At 66.2% G+C, this 17509-nt stretch carries 15 protein-coding genes and 1 pseudogene; 9 read left to right on the top strand and 7 right to left on the bottom strand.

All coding sequences use genetic code 11. From position 1 onward, the window contains the following. The first annotated feature begins 208 nt into the window (after window positions 1-208). A complete protein-coding gene (ugpB, locus tag ACUXVA_RS04815) occupies window positions 209-1537 on the top strand; it encodes a sn-glycerol-3-phosphate ABC transporter substrate-binding protein UgpB (RefSeq protein ID WP_445491081.1) in 1329 nt (442 codons plus the stop codon). A 33-nt stretch (window positions 1538-1570) separates the two neighbouring features. Here ugpB and ACUXVA_RS04810 read toward each other — a convergent pair whose 3' ends face one another. Genes ACUXVA_RS04810 through exbB form a run of 3 tightly spaced genes read right to left on the bottom strand, consistent with a single transcriptional unit; the run spans window position 1571 to window position 3665 of the window. After that, entirely contained in the window at window positions 1571-2437 is an 867-nt protein-coding gene (locus ACUXVA_RS04810) for a TonB family protein (RefSeq protein ID WP_265081296.1), read from the bottom strand. A 2-nt stretch (window positions 2438-2439) separates the two neighbouring features. Then, window positions 2440-2865, bottom strand: coding sequence for a TonB system transport protein ExbD (exbD, locus tag ACUXVA_RS04805; protein WP_265081297.1), 426 nt, complete (start codon window positions 2863-2865; stop codon window positions 2440-2442). A gap of 5 nt (window positions 2866-2870) precedes the next feature. Continuing rightward, the gene (gene exbB / locus ACUXVA_RS04800) at window positions 2871-3665 is read right to left on the bottom strand and encodes a tonB-system energizer ExbB (protein ID WP_445491078.1); all 795 of its coding nucleotides are present in this window, start codon (window positions 3663-3665) and stop codon (window positions 2871-2873) included. Window positions 3666-4067: 402 nt separating this feature from the next. On the opposite strand from exbB, the gene ACUXVA_RS04795 reads away from it, so the two are divergent. From ACUXVA_RS04795 to ACUXVA_RS04760, 8 genes and pseudogenes are all read left to right on the top strand, one after another. Next, a complete protein-coding gene (locus tag ACUXVA_RS04795) occupies window positions 4068-5687 on the top strand; it encodes an ABC transporter substrate-binding protein (protein ID WP_265081298.1) in 1620 nt (539 codons plus the stop codon). A 201-nt stretch (window positions 5688-5888) separates the two neighbouring features. Next, window positions 5889-6902: an ABC transporter permease gene (locus ACUXVA_RS04790; protein WP_265081299.1), complete on the top strand. Its 1014-nt coding sequence runs from the start codon at window positions 5889-5891 to the stop codon at window positions 6900-6902. A gap of 4 nt (window positions 6903-6906) precedes the next feature. Next, a complete protein-coding gene (locus ACUXVA_RS04785; protein WP_265081300.1) occupies window positions 6907-7806 on the top strand; it encodes an ABC transporter permease in 900 nt (299 codons plus the stop codon). 196 nt (window positions 7807-8002) lie between these two features. After that, window positions 8003-9843: pseudogene (locus ACUXVA_RS04780) on the top strand (dipeptide ABC transporter ATP-binding protein). 23 nt (window positions 9844-9866) lie between these two features. After that, a complete protein-coding gene (locus ACUXVA_RS04775) occupies window positions 9867-10046 on the top strand; it encodes a DUF4089 domain-containing protein (protein WP_265081301.1) in 180 nt (59 codons plus the stop codon). 10 nt (window positions 10047-10056) lie between these two features. Next, window positions 10057-11451 carry an AtzE family amidohydrolase gene (locus tag ACUXVA_RS04770; protein WP_265081302.1) on the top strand — a complete coding sequence of 465 codons (1395 nt, stop codon included), beginning with the start codon at window positions 10057-10059 and terminating at the stop codon, window positions 11449-11451. 2 nt (window positions 11452-11453) lie between these two features. Then, window positions 11454-11852, top strand: a complete 399-nt coding sequence (hpxZ, locus tag ACUXVA_RS04765; protein WP_265081303.1) for an oxalurate catabolism protein HpxZ — start codon at window positions 11454-11456, stop codon at window positions 11850-11852. A 7-nt stretch (window positions 11853-11859) separates the two neighbouring features. Then, on the top strand, window positions 11860-12594 hold the full coding sequence (locus tag ACUXVA_RS04760) for a GntR family transcriptional regulator (protein WP_413776428.1): 735 nt from the start codon (window positions 11860-11862) through the stop codon (window positions 12592-12594). A gap of 152 nt (window positions 12595-12746) precedes the next feature. Here the strand turns inward: ACUXVA_RS04760 and atzF are convergent, their stop codons facing one another. The 4 genes from atzF to ACUXVA_RS04740 all read right to left on the bottom strand — a co-directional run bounded on the left by atzF (window position 12747) and on the right by ACUXVA_RS04740 (window position 17430). After that, the gene (atzF, locus tag ACUXVA_RS04755) at window positions 12747-14555 is read right to left on the bottom strand and encodes an allophanate hydrolase (protein WP_445491074.1); all 1809 of its coding nucleotides are present in this window, start codon (window positions 14553-14555) and stop codon (window positions 12747-12749) included. 2 nt (window positions 14556-14557) lie between these two features. Beyond that, on the bottom strand, window positions 14558-15277 hold the full coding sequence (locus tag ACUXVA_RS04750) for a cysteine hydrolase family protein (RefSeq protein ID WP_265081306.1): 720 nt from the start codon (window positions 15275-15277) through the stop codon (window positions 14558-14560). A 218-nt stretch (window positions 15278-15495) separates the two neighbouring features. Beyond that, complete coding sequence (locus ACUXVA_RS04745; RefSeq protein ID WP_265081307.1) at window positions 15496-16302, bottom strand: SDR family oxidoreductase; 807 nt, start codon at window positions 16300-16302, stop codon at window positions 15496-15498. 69 nt (window positions 16303-16371) lie between these two features. Next, window positions 16372-17430: a polysaccharide deacetylase family protein gene (locus ACUXVA_RS04740; RefSeq protein WP_445491071.1), complete on the bottom strand. Its 1059-nt coding sequence runs from the start codon at window positions 17428-17430 to the stop codon at window positions 16372-16374. Between the last annotated feature and the right edge of the window lie 79 nt (window positions 17431-17509).

Genomic DNA, 17509 nt, shown 5'->3' with positions numbered 1-17509 from the left:
GCGCCGCCTGCCCGTCCCGCCGCCCCGATCTCGCCGTTCTGCTCGGTCTCCACCAAGGCTATGTCGCTCTACTTTGAAAAAACGTTCAAATGGTGCGGTCAGTCATCGTATTATATTTCCCGACAGGAGGGTGTCTGAAAATGGCCTATGGCGTCAATCTAGCGAAGACCTCAAACCGGGATCATTGGTCGGTGGGGCCGGGGCAGACATGCTGAGATCGGCGATCAAACATCTCACCATCGCGATGGCAGCGGCTTTACTTGCGCTGGTGTCCCCCGTGCAAGCGGCCACCGAGATCCAGTGGTGGCACGCCATGTCCGGCCAGCTCGGACGGCAGCCGGAGAAACTCGCCACCGATTTCAACGCGTCGCAGGCCGAATTCCGCGTGGTGCCGGTCTACAAGGGCAACTACACCGAAACCGTGAGCGCTGCGATCTTTGCCTTCCGCTCGCGTAGCCAGCCGGCCATCGTCCAGGTCAACGAGATCGCGACGGCCACCATGATGGCGGCCAAGGGCGCGCTCTATCCGGTCCATGAGCTGATGCGCGATCAGGCAGAGCCGTTCGTGGCGGCGGCCTTCCTGCCGGCGATCACCGGCTACTATGCCGATATGGCCGGCAACATGCTGTCGTTCCCGTTCAATGCCTCGACGCCGATCCTGTACTACAACAAGGATCTGTTCCGCGCCGCCGGCCTCGATCCCAACGCGCCGCCGAAAACCTGGCCGGAGCTCGGCGCGGCGGCGAAGCGGTTGCGCGCTGCCGGCGCGCCTTGCGGCTTCACCACCTCGTGGCCGTCATGGATCAACGTCGAGAACTTCTCGGCCTATCACGACGTGCCGATGGCGACGAAATCCAATGGCCGCGGCGGGCTCGATGCGGTGCTGACCTTCAACAATCCGCTGATGGTGCGCCACATCGCGCAGCTCGCGGACTGGCAGAAGACCCGCATATTCGACTACAGCGGCCGCAACGTCGTGGCCGAACCGCGGTTCCAGCACGGTGAATGTGCGATCTTCCTGGGCTCATCGGGGACCCGCGCCGATATCCTGGCCAATGCGCGGTTCGAGGTCGGCTACGGCATGCTGCCCTACTGGCCCGACGTTCCTGCTGCGCCGCAGAATTCGATCATCGGCGGCGCCACGCTGTGGGTGCTGCGCGATCGGCCACGCGACGAATACAAGGGCGTCGCCAAATTCTTCGCCTACTTGTCGAAGCCGGAGATCCAGGCGGCGTGGCATCAGAACACGGGCTATCTGCCGATCACCCGCGCGGCCTATGAGTTGACCCGCGCGCAGGGTTTCTACGACCGCAATCCGGGCACTGCGATTTCCATCGAGCAGGTGACCCTGAAGCCGCCGACCGACAATTCGCGCGGGGTGCGATTGGGCTCCTTCGTGCTGGTCCGCGACGCCATCGAGGACGAACTCGAACTGGCCTTCAGCGGCAAGAAGTCGGCGCAGGCCGCGCTCGATGCGGCCGTCGATCGCGGCAACCGGCTGCTGCGTCAGTTCGAGCGCGCCAATCCGGACCAGTAGCGCGACGTTCGACAGCCGTCGCAGCGCCAACAACTACCGGATCGAAAACCGCACCGGCACCGTAAAGCTCAGCGACGCCTGGGTCATTTCCGGCGGGAACGCCGGCAGCGGCTGCGCGCGGCGGATCATCGCCATGGTCTCGGCGTCGAGTTCGGGCACCCCCGACGAGCCGGCCAGCCGGCTGCCCAGCACCTGGCCGCTGCGGCTGACGGTGAAGCTGAGCATGGCGGTGCCCTGCCGGCCCGCGGATTTGGCGCTCTCCGGATATTGCTTGTAGCGCTGCAGGTGCGCGGCGAGGCGATCGCGGTAAGACGGGAGCGCCGCCGCGGCTGCCGCGGCGCCGGCCGTTGCCGCCGCTGCCGCGCGGCCGACCCGTTCGGCGCGCGGCGCGGCGGACGTGCGCGGCGCCGGCGGGGTGTCGCTCGGCTTCTTCTTCACTTCGGTGCGGACCGGCTTCGGCTTGATCGGCTCCGGTTTCACCTTCGGCGGTTCGGGCGCAACCTTGGCGGGCTCCGGGACCGGCTCGGGCGGCGGTACGGGCTCGGCCTTCTGTTCGGGCGGCGCCTCGACCACCGGCTTTTCCACCGGCGGCGTCGGCGCGATCTGTTCCTCCACCGGCGGCTGCGCCATCGGTTCGGGCGTCGTCGGCGGAGTCGGCTCGTCGGCCTGCTGCATCTCCGGGCCGGGCGCCACGTCCATCGGCTGGGCCTCGGGCGCGGCGGACGCCGGCGCCATGTCGATCATGATGGTCGGCATTTCGGTGCCGGTCGGCGGCTGCTCGCGGTACCACGCCATCCCGGCGGCGATCAGGCCGGCATGCAGCGCCAGGATCACCGCGGCCGACACTGTCCAGCGTAGGCCGCTGTTGTCGGTCGGGGCGTGCAGCGCGAAGGCGTTCACGGTCAGCTGCGTCCGTCGAGGCCGACCAGCGCGACCTTGAGATAGCCGGCATTGCGCAGCAGGTTCATCACCTCCATCAGGTCGCCGTAGCTGACCGCCTTGTCGGCGCGCAGGAAGATGCGTTCGTCCTTGTTGCCTTTCGATGCGGTATCGAGCGTGGCACTCAGCGCGTCGCGCGCGATCGTCTCTTCGCCGACCGCCATGGTCAGGTCGGGCTTTACCGTGACGAACACCGGCTTGTCCGGGCGCGGCTGCGGCTCCACCGCGGAGGCGGGCAGGTCGACGCCGAGGTCGACGGTGGCCAAGGGGGCCGCCACCATGAAGATGATCAGCAGCACCAGCATCACGTCGATGAACGGCGTGACGTTGATCTCGTGCTGCACCTCGAGGTCGTCGCCCCCGCGCGATCCGCCGAGTCTTGCGCCCATGATCGCTACTCCGCCGCCCGCGCCAGCGACAGGCCGCGGCGGCTGGCGTCGCGGCTGATCAGCAGCATCACCTGCGCCGAGGCGTCGCCAAGCAAGGCGCGATAGCCGGCAATGCCGCGCACCAGCCGATTGTAGATCACCACCGCCGGGATCGCGGCGATCAGGCCCATGGCGGTGGCCAGCAGGGCTTCGGCGATGCCCGGCGCCACCACTGCGAGGTTGGTGGTGTGGGCTTCGGAAATGCCGATGAAGGCGTTCATGATGCCCCACACGGTGCCGAACAGGCCGACGAAAGGCGCGGTGGCGCCAATGGTGGCCAGCACGCCGGTGCCGCGGCCGATGCGTCGCGCCATGGCGGCCTCGACGCGTTCCAGCCGCAGCGCGATGCGCTCCTTGAAGCCGTCGTCGAACAGCCCGCCGGACAGGCTGGTCTCGCGCGCCGCGCTGTGGATCAGCCGCGCCACGGCATCCCTGGCCTCAAGGCTGTCGCGCTCCATCTGCGCCAGCGTGGTGTCGCTTTCCAGCAGCGCGAGCCGGCGCCGGGCCCTGGAGCTTTCGCGCTGCAGCTCGATGGCCTTGGCCAGCCACACCGTCCAGGTCACCAGCGAGGCGAAGGCCAGGCCGACCATCACCGCCTTCACGACAAGGTCGGCGGCCATGAACATGCCCCACGGCGACAGGTTGCGCGGCAGTTGGGCGTCGATGGTGGTGGCAAGGGCGGCTTGCGGCGAAAGCAGCAGCGCCGCGAGCGTCGCGCCGGTACCGTAAAAACGAAGCGGGCTGCGGTCGGACATCTTCATCGGCGATCTGACCTGCTGTGGAGCGGTGCTCAGGGGCGGCGTCGAGCCGGGAATGGTGCGGTATGTGCGGTGTCGGCGATGGCCTTTGTAAGGTCACGCCATAATGCGCGGCAATTCAAGATCCGGTCATGCTGCTTGAAGCCCTCTAATCTACCGTCATCGCGGCGAAAGAAGGCCTGCCCACCGAGTGACCGGCCAACATCAACTGCCTATTTTATTATCAATGCATGATCTTTGTATGCAATGAGCGGCGTGGTCGCCGCCGGTGTCGGCCACAGAAAATCGGATTTCTGTCTGCAGGACAGTGCCTTAAGCGAAAATCAAGATTTTGTTAAATTCTGGCACAAACCTTGCGAAGTCAGGTTCCAACGCCCTTTGACCCCTGTGCCTTGGAGCCTGCCGATGAAGCGCCGCGATTTCCTCAAGTCTGTCACCGGCGTGGCCGCCACGGCCGCCGTCTCCAGCCCTGCGATCTTCTCTGCCGCCCGTGCGGATGCCCGGTCCGAAACCCTGCTGATCGTCTCCGAGAGCGGCCCGAACAATCTCGACATTCACGGCGTCGGCACCAACGTGCCGGGCTACGAGGTGTCGTGGAATTGCTACGACCGGCTGATCGGCCACGAGATGAAGGCCGGCCCCGGCGGCGTGCCTTACTACGACCGCGACAAGTTCAAGCCGGAACTCGCCGAGGACATGCAGGTCGGCGACATGTCGGCGACCTTCAAGCTGCGCAAGAACGCCAAATTTCACGACGGCACGCCGGTGACGGCGAAGGACGTCAAGTGGTCGCTGGACCGCGCGGTCAGCGTTGGCGGCTTTCCGACCTTCCAGATGAGCGCCGGCTCGCTGAAGAAGCCGGAGCAGTTCGTCATCGTCGACGATCACACCGTGCGCGTCGACTTCGCCACCAAGGACCGGCTGACGATTCCCGATCTCGCTGTGATCGTGCCCTGCGTGATCAATTCCGAGCTGGTGAAGAAGAACGCCAGCGAGAAGGATCCGTGGGGTCTCGAATACACCAAGATGCAGACCGCCGCCGGCGGCGCCTACAAGGTCACCAAGTGGACCGCCGGCACCGAAGTGATCATGGAGCGCAACGACGACTGGGTGTGCGGCCCGCTACCCAAGATCAAGCGCGTGATCTGGCGCATGGTGCCGCAGGCCGGGAACCGCCGTGCGCTGCTGGAACGCGGCGATGCCGACATGTCCTATGAGCTGCCCTACAAGGACTTCCAGGAGATCAAGGCCAACGGCAAACTCGACGTGGTGTCGCTGCCGTTCTCCAACGGCATCCAGTACATCGGCATGAACGTGACCAAGGCGCCGTTCGACAATCCCAAGGTGCGCCAGGCTGTCGCCTATGCGATCCCCTACCAGAAGATCATCGACGCGGTGCTGTTCGGTCTCGCCAACCCGATGTTCGGCGCGTCTGCCGACAAGCCCACCGAAGTCGCGTGGCCGCAGCCGCACAAGTACAATACCGACATCGCCAAGGCCAAGGCGCTGCTCGCCGAGGCCGGCTATCCCAACGGCTTCGAAACCACGATCTCGTTCGATCTCGGCTTTGCCGTGGTCAACGAGCCGCTCTGCGTGCTGGTCCAGGAAAGCCTTGGCCAGATCGGCATCAGGACCACCATCAACAAGATCCCCGGCGCCAACTGGCGCACCGAGCTGAACAAGAAGGAAATGCCGCTCTACACCAACGTGTTTTCCGGCTGGCTCGATTACCCCGAATACTTCTTCTACTGGTGCTATCACGGCGACAATTCGGTGTTCAACACCATGAGCTACAAGTCGCCGGAGATGGACAAGTTGATCAACGGCGCTCGCGCCGCGGCGGCGTCAGGCGACAAGGCGGCCTATGACGCCGACGTCAAGGGCTTCGTCGATCTCGCCTTCACCGACATGCCGCGCATCCCGCTGTACCAGCCCTACGTCAACGTCGCGATGCAGAAGAATATCAGTGGCTATCAATACTGGTTCCACCGCCGGCTGGATTACCGCGCGTTGGTGAAGGCGTAACGGCGATGGAAGCCGTGGTTAGCTCCGGCCTCTCGGTTTCCCCTCCCCCCTTGTGGGGGAGGGTGGCGCGTAGCGCCGGGAGAGGGGTAAGCCACGAACGCCGGCGCCTTTTGCTCCCCCTCTCCCCAGCCCTCCCCCACAAGGGGGAGGGGGCTCTCCGCGCTTCGCTGCGCGTGCCTCCCACAACATGGGGCCATCATCATGCTGACCCTGATCGCCAAGCGCCTGATGTTCGCGATCCCCTCGCTGATCGGCGTGGTCATCGTGACGTTTCTTCTCACCCGCGCATTGCCCGGTGATCCGGCGGCGTACTTCGCCGGTCCCTCGGCGGACAAGAACGCCGTGGAGGAAATCCGCAAGAAGCTCGGCCTCGACAAGCCGCTGATCGAGCAGTTCTTCCGCTATACCGCCGACCTTGCCCGCGGCGACTTCGGCAATTCGCTCACCACCGGCCAGCCGGTCGCCACCGAAATCCGCAACCGCCTGCCGGCCTCCGCCGAACTCACGCTGCTCGGCCTGATCGTCTCCGTCGTCATCGCCATTCCGCTCGGCATTCTCGCGGCCACGCGGCCGGGCTCGTGGATCGATCATCTCTGTCGCATCACCACCAGCGCCGGCGTGTCGCTGCCGGTGTTCTTCACCGGGCTGGTGCTGGTCTATGTGTTCTACTTCCGGCTCGGCTGGTCTCCGGCGCCCCTGGGACGGCTCGACGTGTTCGCCACCACGCCGCCGTCGGTCACCAACTTCTACCTGATCGACAGCCTGCTCGCGCGCGACTGGGAGGCGTTCCGCTCCTCCTTCAACCAGTTGATCCTGCCGACCGCCACATTGGCGATCTTCTCGCTGGCGCCGATCGCGCGCATGACCCGCGCCTCGATGCTGGCGGTCCTGTCGTCGGATTTCGTGCGTACCGCGCGCGCGTCAGGCCTTTCGCCACGCGCGGTGATCGTCACCTATGCGTTCCGCAACGCCATGCTGCCGGTCATCACCACGCTGTCGATGACGTTTTCATTTTTGCTCGGCGCCAATGTGCTGGTCGAAAAGGTGTTCGCCTGGCCGGGCATCGGCTCCTATGCCGTGGAAGCGCTGATCTCCTCGGACTTCGCCCCCGTGCAGGGCTTCGTGCTCACGATGGCGGTGATGTACGTGCTGATCAACCTGATCATCGACATTCTCTACGGCGTCATCGATCCCCGCGTCAGGATGGAAGGGTGAGACCATGAGCAGCACCGTCGCTCCTCTCAACGAACCCGCCGCCGCGCGTACTTCGGCGCTGGCGGCTACGTTCCAGCACACGTGCTATATCCTCGGCGAAAACCGCGTCACCGCCTTCGCATTCGGACTGCTGGTGCTGATCGTGTTCGCCGCAGTGTTCGGTCCGGCCATCGTGCCCTGGGATCCGCTGGCCTCCGACACCGCGCAGGCGCTGAAGCCGCCGTCGGTGGCGCACTGGTTCGGCACCGACCAGCTTGGCCGCGACATTTTCAGCCGCGTGATTGTGGCAACAAGGCTGGACTTCTTCATCGCCATCGCCTCGGTGCTGCTGGTGTTCGCCATGGGCGGCCTCGCCGGCATCGCGTCCGGCTATTTCGGCGGCTGGACCGACCGCATCGTCGGCCGCATCAGCGACACCATCATGGCGTTTCCGCTGTTCGTGCTGGCCATGGGCATCGTCGCCGCACTCGGCAACACCGTGCAGAACATCATCATCGCCACCGCCATCGTGAACTTCCCGCTCTATGCCCGCGTCGCCCGCGCCGAGGCCAACGTCCGCCGCGACGCCGGCTTCGTGCAGGCGGCGCGGCTGTCCGGTAACAGTGAGATGCGCATCCTCCTGGTGCATATCCTGCCGAACATCATGCCGATCATGATCGTGCAGATGTCGCTGACCATGGGCTACGCCATCCTCAACGCCGCCGGCCTGTCCTTCATCGGCCTCGGCGTGCGGCCGCCCACGGCGGAATGGGGCATCATGGTCGCCGAGGGCGCCTCGTTCATGGTGTCCGGCGAATGGTGGATCGCCTTGTTTCCCGGCCTGGCGCTGATGATCGCGGTGTTCTGCTTCAACCTGCTCGGCGACGGTCTGCGCGATATCGTCGATCCCTCCCGGAGGACGTGAGGATGGCAACACAGCTCCACTCTCGTGTCCCGGGCGCAGCGCAGTACGGAGCGAAGCGACGTCGTGCGCTGCAGAACCGGGACCCATTTGGATCGTCGATCAACGCCTGGCGCGATCCCGGATCTGCGCAGCATCACTGCGCGCCTGCGGCGCTGCGTGCTGCAGCGCGTCCGGGAAACGAGACGGAGTTTTGCTCATGACCGCCCGGCCCCTGCTCGATGTCCATGACCTCACCGTCGAATTCGCCACCCGGCGCGGCATCGTCAAGGCGGTGCAGCACGTCAACATCTCCGTCGCCAAGGGCGAGACGCTGGGCATCGTCGGCGAGTCCGGCTCCGGCAAGTCGGTCACCTCCTATGCGGTGATGCGGATCCTCGATCGCGCCGGCTCCATCGCCGAGGGCTCGGTGATGTTCTCCGGCGTCGACATCAAGGGCGCGACCGAGAGCCAGATGCGCGACCTGCGCGGGCGAGAGATCTCGATGATCTTCCAGAACCCGCGCGCGGCGCTGAACCCGATCCGCAAGGTCGGCGACCAGATCGAGGACGTGCTGCGTCAGCACCTTCAGTCGGCAGCCGGCGACCGCGGCGAGAAGGCCATCGCGGCGCTGGAGGCGGTGAAGATCGCGCGTCCCCGCGAGCGCTATCACGCCTATCCGTTCGAACTGTCGGGCGGCATGTGCCAGCGCGTGGTGATCGCGCTGGCACTGGCCTGCAATCCGCAACTGCTGATCGCCGACGAGCCGACCACCGGCCTCGACGTCACCACGCAGAAGGCGGTGATGGACCTGATCGTCGAACTGACCAAAAGCCGCGGCATGTCGACCATCCTGATCACCCACGACCTCGGCCTCGCCGCCGCCTATTGCGACCGCGTCGTGGTGATGGAGAAGGGCAGGGTGGTGGAGACCGCTTTGTCGGCGGACATTTTTGCCAATCCGCAGCACCCCTACACGAAGAAACTGATGCAGGCGACGCCGCGGCTGGGGATTTCGTTGCGCGATCTGCTGCCGCCGGAAGAGCGCGCGGCGATGCCGGTGTTCAGCTCTCCCCTTGCTTCCTTCACCTCTCCCCAGCGGGGAGAGGTCGGAGCCTCGCGTAGCGAGGCTCCGGGAGAGGGGGAGCCACAAACGCCGTCGCCCGCGGCACCCCTCTCCCTGACCCTCCCCCACAAGGGGGAGGGGACACTCCGGCCGTGTCCCAGCCCCTCCTCGTCATCGACAATCTCGTCAAGGAATACCCTCGCCAGGGCGCTACAGCGAGCCTCGCAAAATTGTTTTCGCGAAAACCCGCGGCCGAGCCGGATCATTTTCGCGCCGTCGACGGCATCAGCTTCACGGTCGGCCACGGCGAGAGCGTGGGTCTGGTCGGCGAGTCCGGCTGCGGCAAGTCGACGACATCGATGATGGTGATGCGGCTGATCGACAAGTCGTCGGGCACCATCACCTTCGACGGCGATGATATCGGCGCGATCCCGCCCAATGCCTTCGCCCGTCTTCCGTTGCGCAAAAACATCCAGATGGTGTTTCAGGATCCCACCGACAGCCTCAACCCGCGCTTCACTGCGGCGCGGGCCATCGCCGATCCGATCATGCAGCTCGGCGATATCAAGGGCGGCGACGCGCTGCGGGCGAAGTGCGAGGATCTGGCGCGCCAGGTCGGGCTGCCGCTGGATCTGCTGGATCGCTTTCCGCATCAGATGTCCGGCGGCCAGAAGGCTCGCGTCGGCATCGCCCGAGCTATCGCGCTACAACCGAAACTGGTGATCCTCGACGAGCCCACCGCGGCGCTCGACGTTTCCGTGCAGGCGGTGGTGCTGAACCTGCTGCAGGACCTCAAGCAGTCCATGGGGATGAGCTATCTGTTCGTGTCGCACGATTTGAATGTGGTGCGCTTGTTGTGCGATCGTGTCATCGTGATGCGGTCCGGGCGAATCGTCGAGCAGGGCCAGACCGAGGCCGTGCTCGACGCACCGAAGGACGACTATACAAGAGAGCTGCTGTCGGCGATCCCGCATCCGCCGCTGCCGGTTCACTGAAGCGCAACGGAAGAAGGACCATCGTGGCCGAACCGCTTGACGACTATATCGACGCCGTGGCGTCCGCTCTGGGATTGCCGATCGAAGAGTCCTGGAAGCCTGCCGTGTGCGCCAATCTCGCCGTTACGCTGAAGATGGCGCGCATGGTCGACGAATTTTCCCTTCCCGATGAAATCGAGCCCGCCAGTGTCTTTGCAGCCTGATCCCGCAATCATGGCCGATGGCGAATGGCTGCCCGCAGCCGACATCGCTAGAGCGGTGGCGGCGAAGAGGATCACTGCGCTCGCGGTGACCGAGGCGGCGCTGGCGCGGATCGCCGTGCACGATCCGGTGCTCAACGCGTTCACCGACGTCACTGCCGAGCGCGCCCGCGCCAAGGCCCGTGCGGTCGATGCCGCCATCGCCGCCGGCGACACTGTCGGCCGGCTGGCCGGCGTGCCGTTCGCGGTGAAGAATCTGTTCGACCTCGCGGGCCTGCCGACCCGCGCCGGCTCGAAGATCAACCGCGACCGGCCGGTCTCCACCCGCGATGCCACGCTCGTCGAGCGCATGGAAGCCGCCGGTGCCGTGCTGGTCGGCGGACTCAACATGGGCGAATACGCCTATGACTTCACCGGCGAGAATGTCCATGACGGCGCCTCGCGCAATCCCCATGACATCACGCGGATGACCGGCGGCTCGTCGGGCGGCTCCGGCGGCGCGGTGGGCGGCGGTCTGGTGCCGCTGGCGCTGGGCTCGGACACCAACGGCTCGATCCGGGTGCCGTCGTCGTTCTGCGGCATCTTCGGCCTCAAGCCGACCTATGGCCGCCTGTCGCGGGCGCACTCGTTTCCCTTCGTCGCCAGCTTCGACCATCTCGGCCCGTTCGCGCGCACGGTTGAAGATCTCGCTTTGTCCTACGATGCCATGCAGGGGCCGGACGCGGAGGACGCCGCCTGCTCGACGCGCGATATCGAACCGGTGAGTTCGCTGCTGGCGCAGGACATCGGCGGCCTCCGGATCGCGCTGGCGGGCGGCTACTTCAGGGCCAACCTGTTTCCGGAAGCGAAGGAAGCTGTGGCCCGCGTCGCCAAGGCGCTCGGCGTCACCCGCGAGGTCGAATTGCAGGAGGTGGCGCGTGCCCGTTCGGCGGCTTACGTGATCTCCACTGTTGAGGGCGCCTCGCTGCATCTCGACCGGCTGCGCATGCGGCCGAACGATTTCGATCCCGCGGTGCGCGACCGGCTGCTGGCCGGCGCCATGGTGCCGGCGCCTTTGGTCGACCGCGCGCAAAAATTCCGCCGCTGGTACCGCGCCCGCGTCCTCGAACTGTTCAAGGACGTCGACGTGATCATCGCGCCGTCGACGCCCTGCGTGGCGCCGAAGCTGGGCCAGCAAACCTTCGTGCTCGACGGCGTCGAGCTGCCGGTGCGCGCCAATATCGGCATCCACACCCAGCCGATCTCCTTCATAGGCCTGCCGGTCGTCGCGGTCCCGGTGCCGCTGGAACCGATGCCGATCGGTGTCCAGATCATCGCCGCCCCGTGGCGGGAAGACATCGCATTGCGCGTCGCTTACGCGCTGCAACAGGCCGGCGTCGCCGCAGCCCCACGCCCCAAAGGATTCTGACCATGGATATCGATCTTCCCGACGTGCTGGCCGAGGTCGGCGCTGCGTTCGCGCGCTATGAAGCGGCGCTCGTCAGCAACGACACTGCGGTACTCGGCGAATTGTTCCGCAACGATCCCCGCACCCTGCGCTACGGCATCGACGAGAACCTCTACGGCTACGACGCCATCCAGGCGTTTCGCGGCGCCCGCTCCCCGGTCGGATTGATGCGCCGCACCGATAGGACGGTGATCTCGTCCTATGGCCGCGACACCGCGGTGGCTTCGACCCTGTTCTACCGCGACAGCGCGCCCGGCAAGGTCGGCCGGCAGATGCAGACCTGGATCCGCTTCCCGGAAGGCTGGCGGATCGTCGCCGCCCATGTCAGCATTATCGACGAGTCGCAGGGCAGCAAGGCGTGAGACATTCATGAGTTTCGACGACATGGCGGCACTGCCGGGAGCGCGCAAGCCGCGCCTGAAGGCCGGTGTGGCCGCGATCGGTCGCGTCAATGCAACTCCGGTCAAGATCACCCGCGCCGAGGAACTGCGTCTGCAACTGGCCGACGAGATCGTCCGCGGCGTGCTGGCGCCGGGCGCCGCGCTCGATGAGACCGACATTGCCGAACGCTTCAACGTGTCGCGGACCCCGGTGCGCGAGGCGCTGCGCCAGCTCGGCGCCAGCGGTCTGGTGGACTCCCGCGCCCATCGCGGCGCCGTGGTGGCGCGGCCGTCGCTGGAGCGGCTGACCGGCATGTTCGAGGCGATGGCCGAACTGGAGGCCATGTGCGCCGGCTTTGCCGCCGAACGGATGCCGCCGCTGCAGCGCCATGCGCTGGAAGCGATCCACGAGGAATTGCGGGTGCTAAGCTACGACGGCAATCCGGATCGTTTCCACGAGGTCAACGAACGCTTCCACAACGCCATCTATGCCGGCGCGCAGAACGACTACATCGCCGAAATCACACTGGCGACGCGGGTCCGCGTGCAGCCGTTCCGCCGCGCCCAGTTCCGCAATCTCGGGCGTTTAGCGAAGTCGCAGATGGAGCACGACCGCGTCGTCGTCGCGATCATGCGCGGCGACCGCATCGGTGCGGCGAATGCCATGCGCGCGCATATCGAACTGGTGCGCGGCGAGTATGAGCTTTACGCGGTGTCGGTGTAGGGCCTTCTCGTGTTCCCCGGACGCGGTGCACTGCGCCGCATAGCGGCGTGGTGCGCCGCAGATCCGGGGCCCCGCTTCGCCGGACGGGAGAACCGGGATCCCGGATCTGCGGAGCGGCATAAGAATGCCGCACCGCGTCCGGGACACGAGACCTACTTCCCCGCACCCTCTGCCGCATAAGCCCGCCAGCCGCCGAAGCCGGAGATGTCGCGGGCGCCTTGCAGCGCTGCGGGCTCGGCGAGGAATCCCTTCACGCTGGTGCCATCCGCGAGCTGCAGCGTGCCGATTGCCATTGGCGATGGAATCGCGGCGACGAATTCGCCGAACGCCGCCGCCGTCAGCGCCCAGATTTCCACGGCGATCGCCGAACCGGTGCCGGCCGCGACCCGCAGTAACCCGGGCTTGGCCGGCGTGGTGCCGTCGAGCGCATAGAAATTGTAGTCCGGCGCGGTGGCGGTCGCCTTGAGCAGGCGGCCGCGGCGCGACGTCAGTTCACCATTCAGCGCCATGCCGGATAGGTGCGCGCCGACCACGGCGATGGCGATCTCGTCGCCGCGCAATGCAGCGGGCAGTGCCGCCAGCGGCGGCTGCGGCAGCTTGCTGGCGCCCATGGTGAGTCCGGTATCGGCATGAAACACCCGGCCGATGCTGGCGAGATCCGCGTCGTGCCCGGCCGGCGCCAGCAGGGTGATGCCGAACGGAATGCCGTCGGCCCGCATCGCCGATGGCAGAGCGAGCCCGCACAGGTCGAGCAGATTGACGAAGTTGGTGTAGGTGCCGAGCCTTGAGTTGAGCTCGATCGGATTGGCCAGCACCTGGGCCGTGGTGTAGGCGGTCGGCGCGGTCGGCAGCACCAGCGCGTCGATCTCCGCGAACGCCGTCTCGGCGGAGCGCTTGAGGTCCTGCAGCTTGTACAACGCGGCGAAGGTGTCCGTCGCGCTCTGCCACGCGCCGGCGATGGTGATCTCGCGCGTCACCGGATGAATAGCGTCGGGCGCCGAGGCCAGCAGGTCGCGGATCACCAGCAGGCGTTCGGCCACCCATGGCCCGTCATAAAGCAGCCGCGCGGTTTCATAGAACGGCTCGATGTCGAACTCGACCAGCGTGGCGCCGAGCGACGTCCATCGCTTCAGCGCGTCGCCATAGGCTTTCTCGGATACCGTATCGCCGAAGAAGATCAGCTGGCCGTTGCGCGGCACGCCCAGCCGCAGCGCCTTGGGAAATTCTGTCAGTGCGCCGACCTCGCGCGGGCGTGAAAACGAGTCCTGCGGATCGTAGCCGCCCATTATGTCGAGCGCCGTCATCGCGTCATCGACGGTCAGCGCGAAGATCGACACGCAGTCCAGCGTCCGGCATGCCGGCACCACGCCGGCGGTAGGCACCAGGCCGAGGCTTGGCTTGAGGCCGACGATGTTGTTGAGCATCGCCGGCACCCGGCCGGAGCCGGCGGTATCGGTGCCGAGCGAGAACGGCACCAGCCCTGCGGAGACGGCAACCGCGGAGCCGGAGCTCGAGCCGCCCGGCACCAGGTCGTCGCGCACCGCGTTCTTCGGAATGCCGTAGGGCGAGCGCACGCCGACGAGACCCGTCGCGAACTGGTCGAGATTGGTCTTGCCGATGACGATGGCGCCGGCGGCGCGCAGCCGCGCCACGGCGCTGGCGTCGCGGGTCGGCGTATAGGCGAAGGCCGGGCAGGCGGCGGTGGTCGGCAGGCCGGCCACATCGATATTGTCCTTCACTGCCACCGGCACGCCGTACAGCGGGAGCGTCGACGCGTCCTTAGCTGACAGCGCTTCGGCTTCGGCGATCGCTTCGGCCTCAACGCGCAGGCTGATGAAGATGGCGGGATCGTTGTGATCGCGGATGCGCTGAAAGGTGCGGGCGACCGTCTGCGCGGGCGTTACGGTGCCGGCGCGATGCGCGGCGACGATCTCGGCGATGGTTTCGGTGATCGCGCTCATCGTCATGCTCCCGTTGCTGCGTTGCCGGACGGCTCCGGCATGGTCGTCATCGCTTGAAGGACGCGCGCGGAGTCGCTGACCCAGCCGAAGATGCCGCCCTGGGCCTTGATCATCTGCAGTCCCATCTCGTGAAATTCAGGAAAGTACGACGCGCAGCCGTCGGCCAGCACGATGCAGCGATAGCCGCGGTCGTTGGCTTCGCGCACCGTGGTGTTGACGCAGACCTCGGTGGTGACGCCGCACACCAGCAGCGTATCGATATCGCGCGCCTTGAGGTCGGCGCCGAGCGTGGTGGCGTAGAACGCGCCCTTGCCGGGCTTGTCGATGACGATCTCGCCCTCGACCGGGTACAGTTCGGGGATGATGTCGTGGCCGGCCTCGCCGCGAATGAGGATGCGCCCCATCGGTCCGGGGTCGCCGATCCGCAAGCTCGGCGCGCCGCGCTGGATTTTTGCCGGCGGCGCATCGGAAAGGTCGGGCAGGTGGCCTTCGCGGGTATGCACGACCATCATGCCGGTCTCGCGCGCCGCCTTCAGCACTGCGGCGATCGGTGAAACCGCGCGTGCCAGCAGTGCCACATCGTTGCCGAGCGTCTCGCCAAATCCGCCCGGCTCCATGAAGTCGCGCTGCATGTCGATGATCAGCAGTGCTGTCGCCCCCCAGTTCACGTCGATGGGGCCCGGCTCGGCAGCGACCGTCGTCGTAAGCAGCGAGTCTGTCATTGCGCAGTCCTTCGGGTCATCAAGATCACGGACTCAGCGAAGCAAGGCTCATGCCATTGTGTACAATACGGAAGTCTCCCGATATCGTCTAAATATGTTCAATTTCAAGCGATTAGAACGCATGTCGCAATGTCGCGCAGTCAGCTTCGGTCCGTATTCGCCTCATTTTTGGGCGAAGTCGGACCGTGCTGCATCAAGGAACGCCTGCGGCTGTCGGATCAGTCCCAGCCGTCGCCCTTGATGCCGGGATTGGCGTAGACGATGCCGCCGTCCACGGCGATGGTGGCGCCGACCACATAGTCGCCGGCGCGCGAGGCGAGGTAGATCGCCGTGCCCGCCATGTCCTCGTCGGTGCCGATGCGGCCGGCCGGCACTCGCGTCGCCACTTCATCGGCATTGTCGCGCGCCGCCTTGTTAATGTCGGACTGAAACGGACCCGGGGCGATGGCCGAGACCACCACATGGTCCTTGATCAGCTTCACCGCCATCCGCCGCGTCAGGTGGATCAGGCCGGATTTGCTGGCGGCGTAGGAATAGGTCTCCATCGGATTGACGAAGATGCCGTCGATCGAGGCGATGTTGATGACCTTGGCCGGCCGCTCGGCGGAGGCGGCGGCGCGCAGCGGGCCAGCCAGCGCCTTGGTCAGGAAGAACGGCGTCTTGAGATTGAGGTTCATCACCTTGTCCCAGCCGCTCTCGGGGAATTCGTCGAAGTCGGCGCCCCAGGCGGCGCCGGCATTGTTGACGAGGATGTCGAGTTTCGGTTCGCGCTTGCTGATCTCTGCCGCGAGCATCTCGATGCCCGCCATGGTGGAGATGTCGATCGGCAGGGCGATGCATTCGCCGGCATATTGCCCGGTCAGCTCCTGTGCGGTGGCCTCGCACGGCCCGGCCTTGCGCGCGGTGATGTAGACCTTTGCGGCGCCCTGGTTGAGAAAGCCGGCCGCGATCATTCGGCCGATGCCGCGCGAGCCGCCGGTCACCAGCGCCACGCGCCCCTGCAGCGAAAACAGATCCTTGAACATGTTGCCTCCGGTTTGTTGGCCGAAGGTTTGCTGCTGCCCGTCAGGCGAGTCAAGGAAGGGCGGAGTGGGCTACGCCGCGGCGAAACGGCGGAAACCGTTCCACATGGCGGTGGCGGCGCCGGAGGTCAGCAGCGGCAGGACGTGCTTGTTCTGGTAGTGGCCGTTCAGCGAGACCCGCGGCAGCGCCATCAGGTGGCCGGCATGGTCCGGAAAGATCATGCCCTTGCGGGTGGTCACCGCGGTGGTGTAGCCGGCGGCCTGGGCCAGCTCATATTCGCGCGGGCCGGCGGCGTCGCCGTCGCCATAGGGATAAGCGAGGTGACGCACCGGGCGCTGCAACTCGGCTTCGATCCGCGCGCGGCTCGATGCCATTTCCTCGGCAGCCCCGGCCTCGCTCTGCTTGGCGAGATTGCAGTGGCTGACGCTGTGGGCGCCGATCGTCACCAGCGGATCGGCGGCGAACGCCCTCAACTCGTCCCACGACAGGCAGAGATCGCGGCTGATGGCGGCTTCGTCGATGCCGTGGCGCCCGCAAAGCGCGGTCATCTCGCGGCGTACGTCGGCCTCGGTCGGCAGCGTCCGCATGCGCGTCTGCAGGTCGCAGAAGGCGGTGGCCTTGCCCTGCAGCGTGCTGGTGTCGAGGATCTGGATGGCGCCGTCGCGTTCGACCTCGACGCGATCGGCACTCGCCAGCACCATTTCCAGTGCGACCCACCACAGCCTGCCGCGGCCTGCGGCGAAATCGCTGGTTGCATAGACGGTGAGCGGTGCCTCGAACTCGCGCATCACCGGCAGCGCGAAATCGCGGTTGTCGCGGTAGCCATCGTCGCAGGTAAAGCAGGCAAAGCGACGGCCGAAATTCCGCTCCGTCAGCCGCTGGTGCATCTCGTCCAGGGTGATGATATCGATGCCGCGGGCGCGAACGTGGGCGAGGGTTTCGCGCAAGAACTCCGGGGTGACTTCGAGATGGTGATTGGGCCGGAACGGATTGCCGCTGAGCGGGCGGACATGATGCAACATGAAGATGGCGCCGACGCCACCGAAGATCGGCTGCAGCGCATAGTGAGCGCCGCTGAAGTAAAGCGCTCCCAGGCCGGCGCGGATCATCTGATGGCGAAAAGGCTTCATCGGTAACCTGGTAACGATTCTATCTAAGGTCGACACAATCAGAAACGATTGAAGAAACCGTTATCCCTGGATACCGCCC

The organism is Rhodopseudomonas sp. RCAM05734, assembly GCF_052658035.1.
The sequence above is the reverse complement of the archived record's forward strand: the minus strand, read 5'-3'. Positions and strand labels throughout refer to the sequence as shown.

Bases quoted from the DNA above. Each gene is read 5' to 3' on its own strand.
- ugpB (WP_445491081.1), top strand. From the start codon at position 209: ATGCTGAGATCGGCGATCAAACATCTCACCATCGCGATGGCAGCGGCT.
- exbD (WP_265081297.1), bottom strand. From the start codon at position 2,865: ATGGGCGCAAGACTCGGCGGATCGCGCGGGGGCGACGACCTCGAGGTG.
- exbB (WP_445491078.1), bottom strand. From the start codon at position 3,665: ATGAAGATGTCCGACCGCAGCCCGCTTCGTTTTTACGGTACCGGCGCG.
- ACUXVA_RS04795 (WP_265081298.1), top strand. From the start codon at position 4,068: ATGAAGCGCCGCGATTTCCTCAAGTCTGTCACCGGCGTGGCCGCCACG.
- ACUXVA_RS04790 (WP_265081299.1), top strand. From the start codon at position 5,889: ATGCTGACCCTGATCGCCAAGCGCCTGATGTTCGCGATCCCCTCGCTG.
- ACUXVA_RS04785 (WP_265081300.1), top strand. From the start codon at position 6,907: ATGAGCAGCACCGTCGCTCCTCTCAACGAACCCGCCGCCGCGCGTACT.
- ACUXVA_RS04770 (WP_265081302.1), top strand. From the start codon at position 10,057: ATGGCCGATGGCGAATGGCTGCCCGCAGCCGACATCGCTAGAGCGGTG.
- hpxZ (WP_265081303.1), top strand. From the start codon at position 11,454: ATGGATATCGATCTTCCCGACGTGCTGGCCGAGGTCGGCGCTGCGTTC.
- ACUXVA_RS04760 (WP_413776428.1), top strand. From the start codon at position 11,860: ATGAGTTTCGACGACATGGCGGCACTGCCGGGAGCGCGCAAGCCGCGC.
- atzF (WP_445491074.1), bottom strand. From the start codon at position 14,555: ATGAGCGCGATCACCGAAACCATCGCCGAGATCGTCGCCGCGCATCGC.
- ACUXVA_RS04750 (WP_265081306.1), bottom strand. From the start codon at position 15,277: ATGACAGACTCGCTGCTTACGACGACGGTCGCTGCCGAGCCGGGCCCC.
- ACUXVA_RS04745 (WP_265081307.1), bottom strand. From the start codon at position 16,302: ATGTTCAAGGATCTGTTTTCGCTGCAGGGGCGCGTGGCGCTGGTGACC.
- ACUXVA_RS04740 (WP_445491071.1), bottom strand. From the start codon at position 17,430: ATGAAGCCTTTTCGCCATCAGATGATCCGCGCCGGCCTGGGAGCGCTT.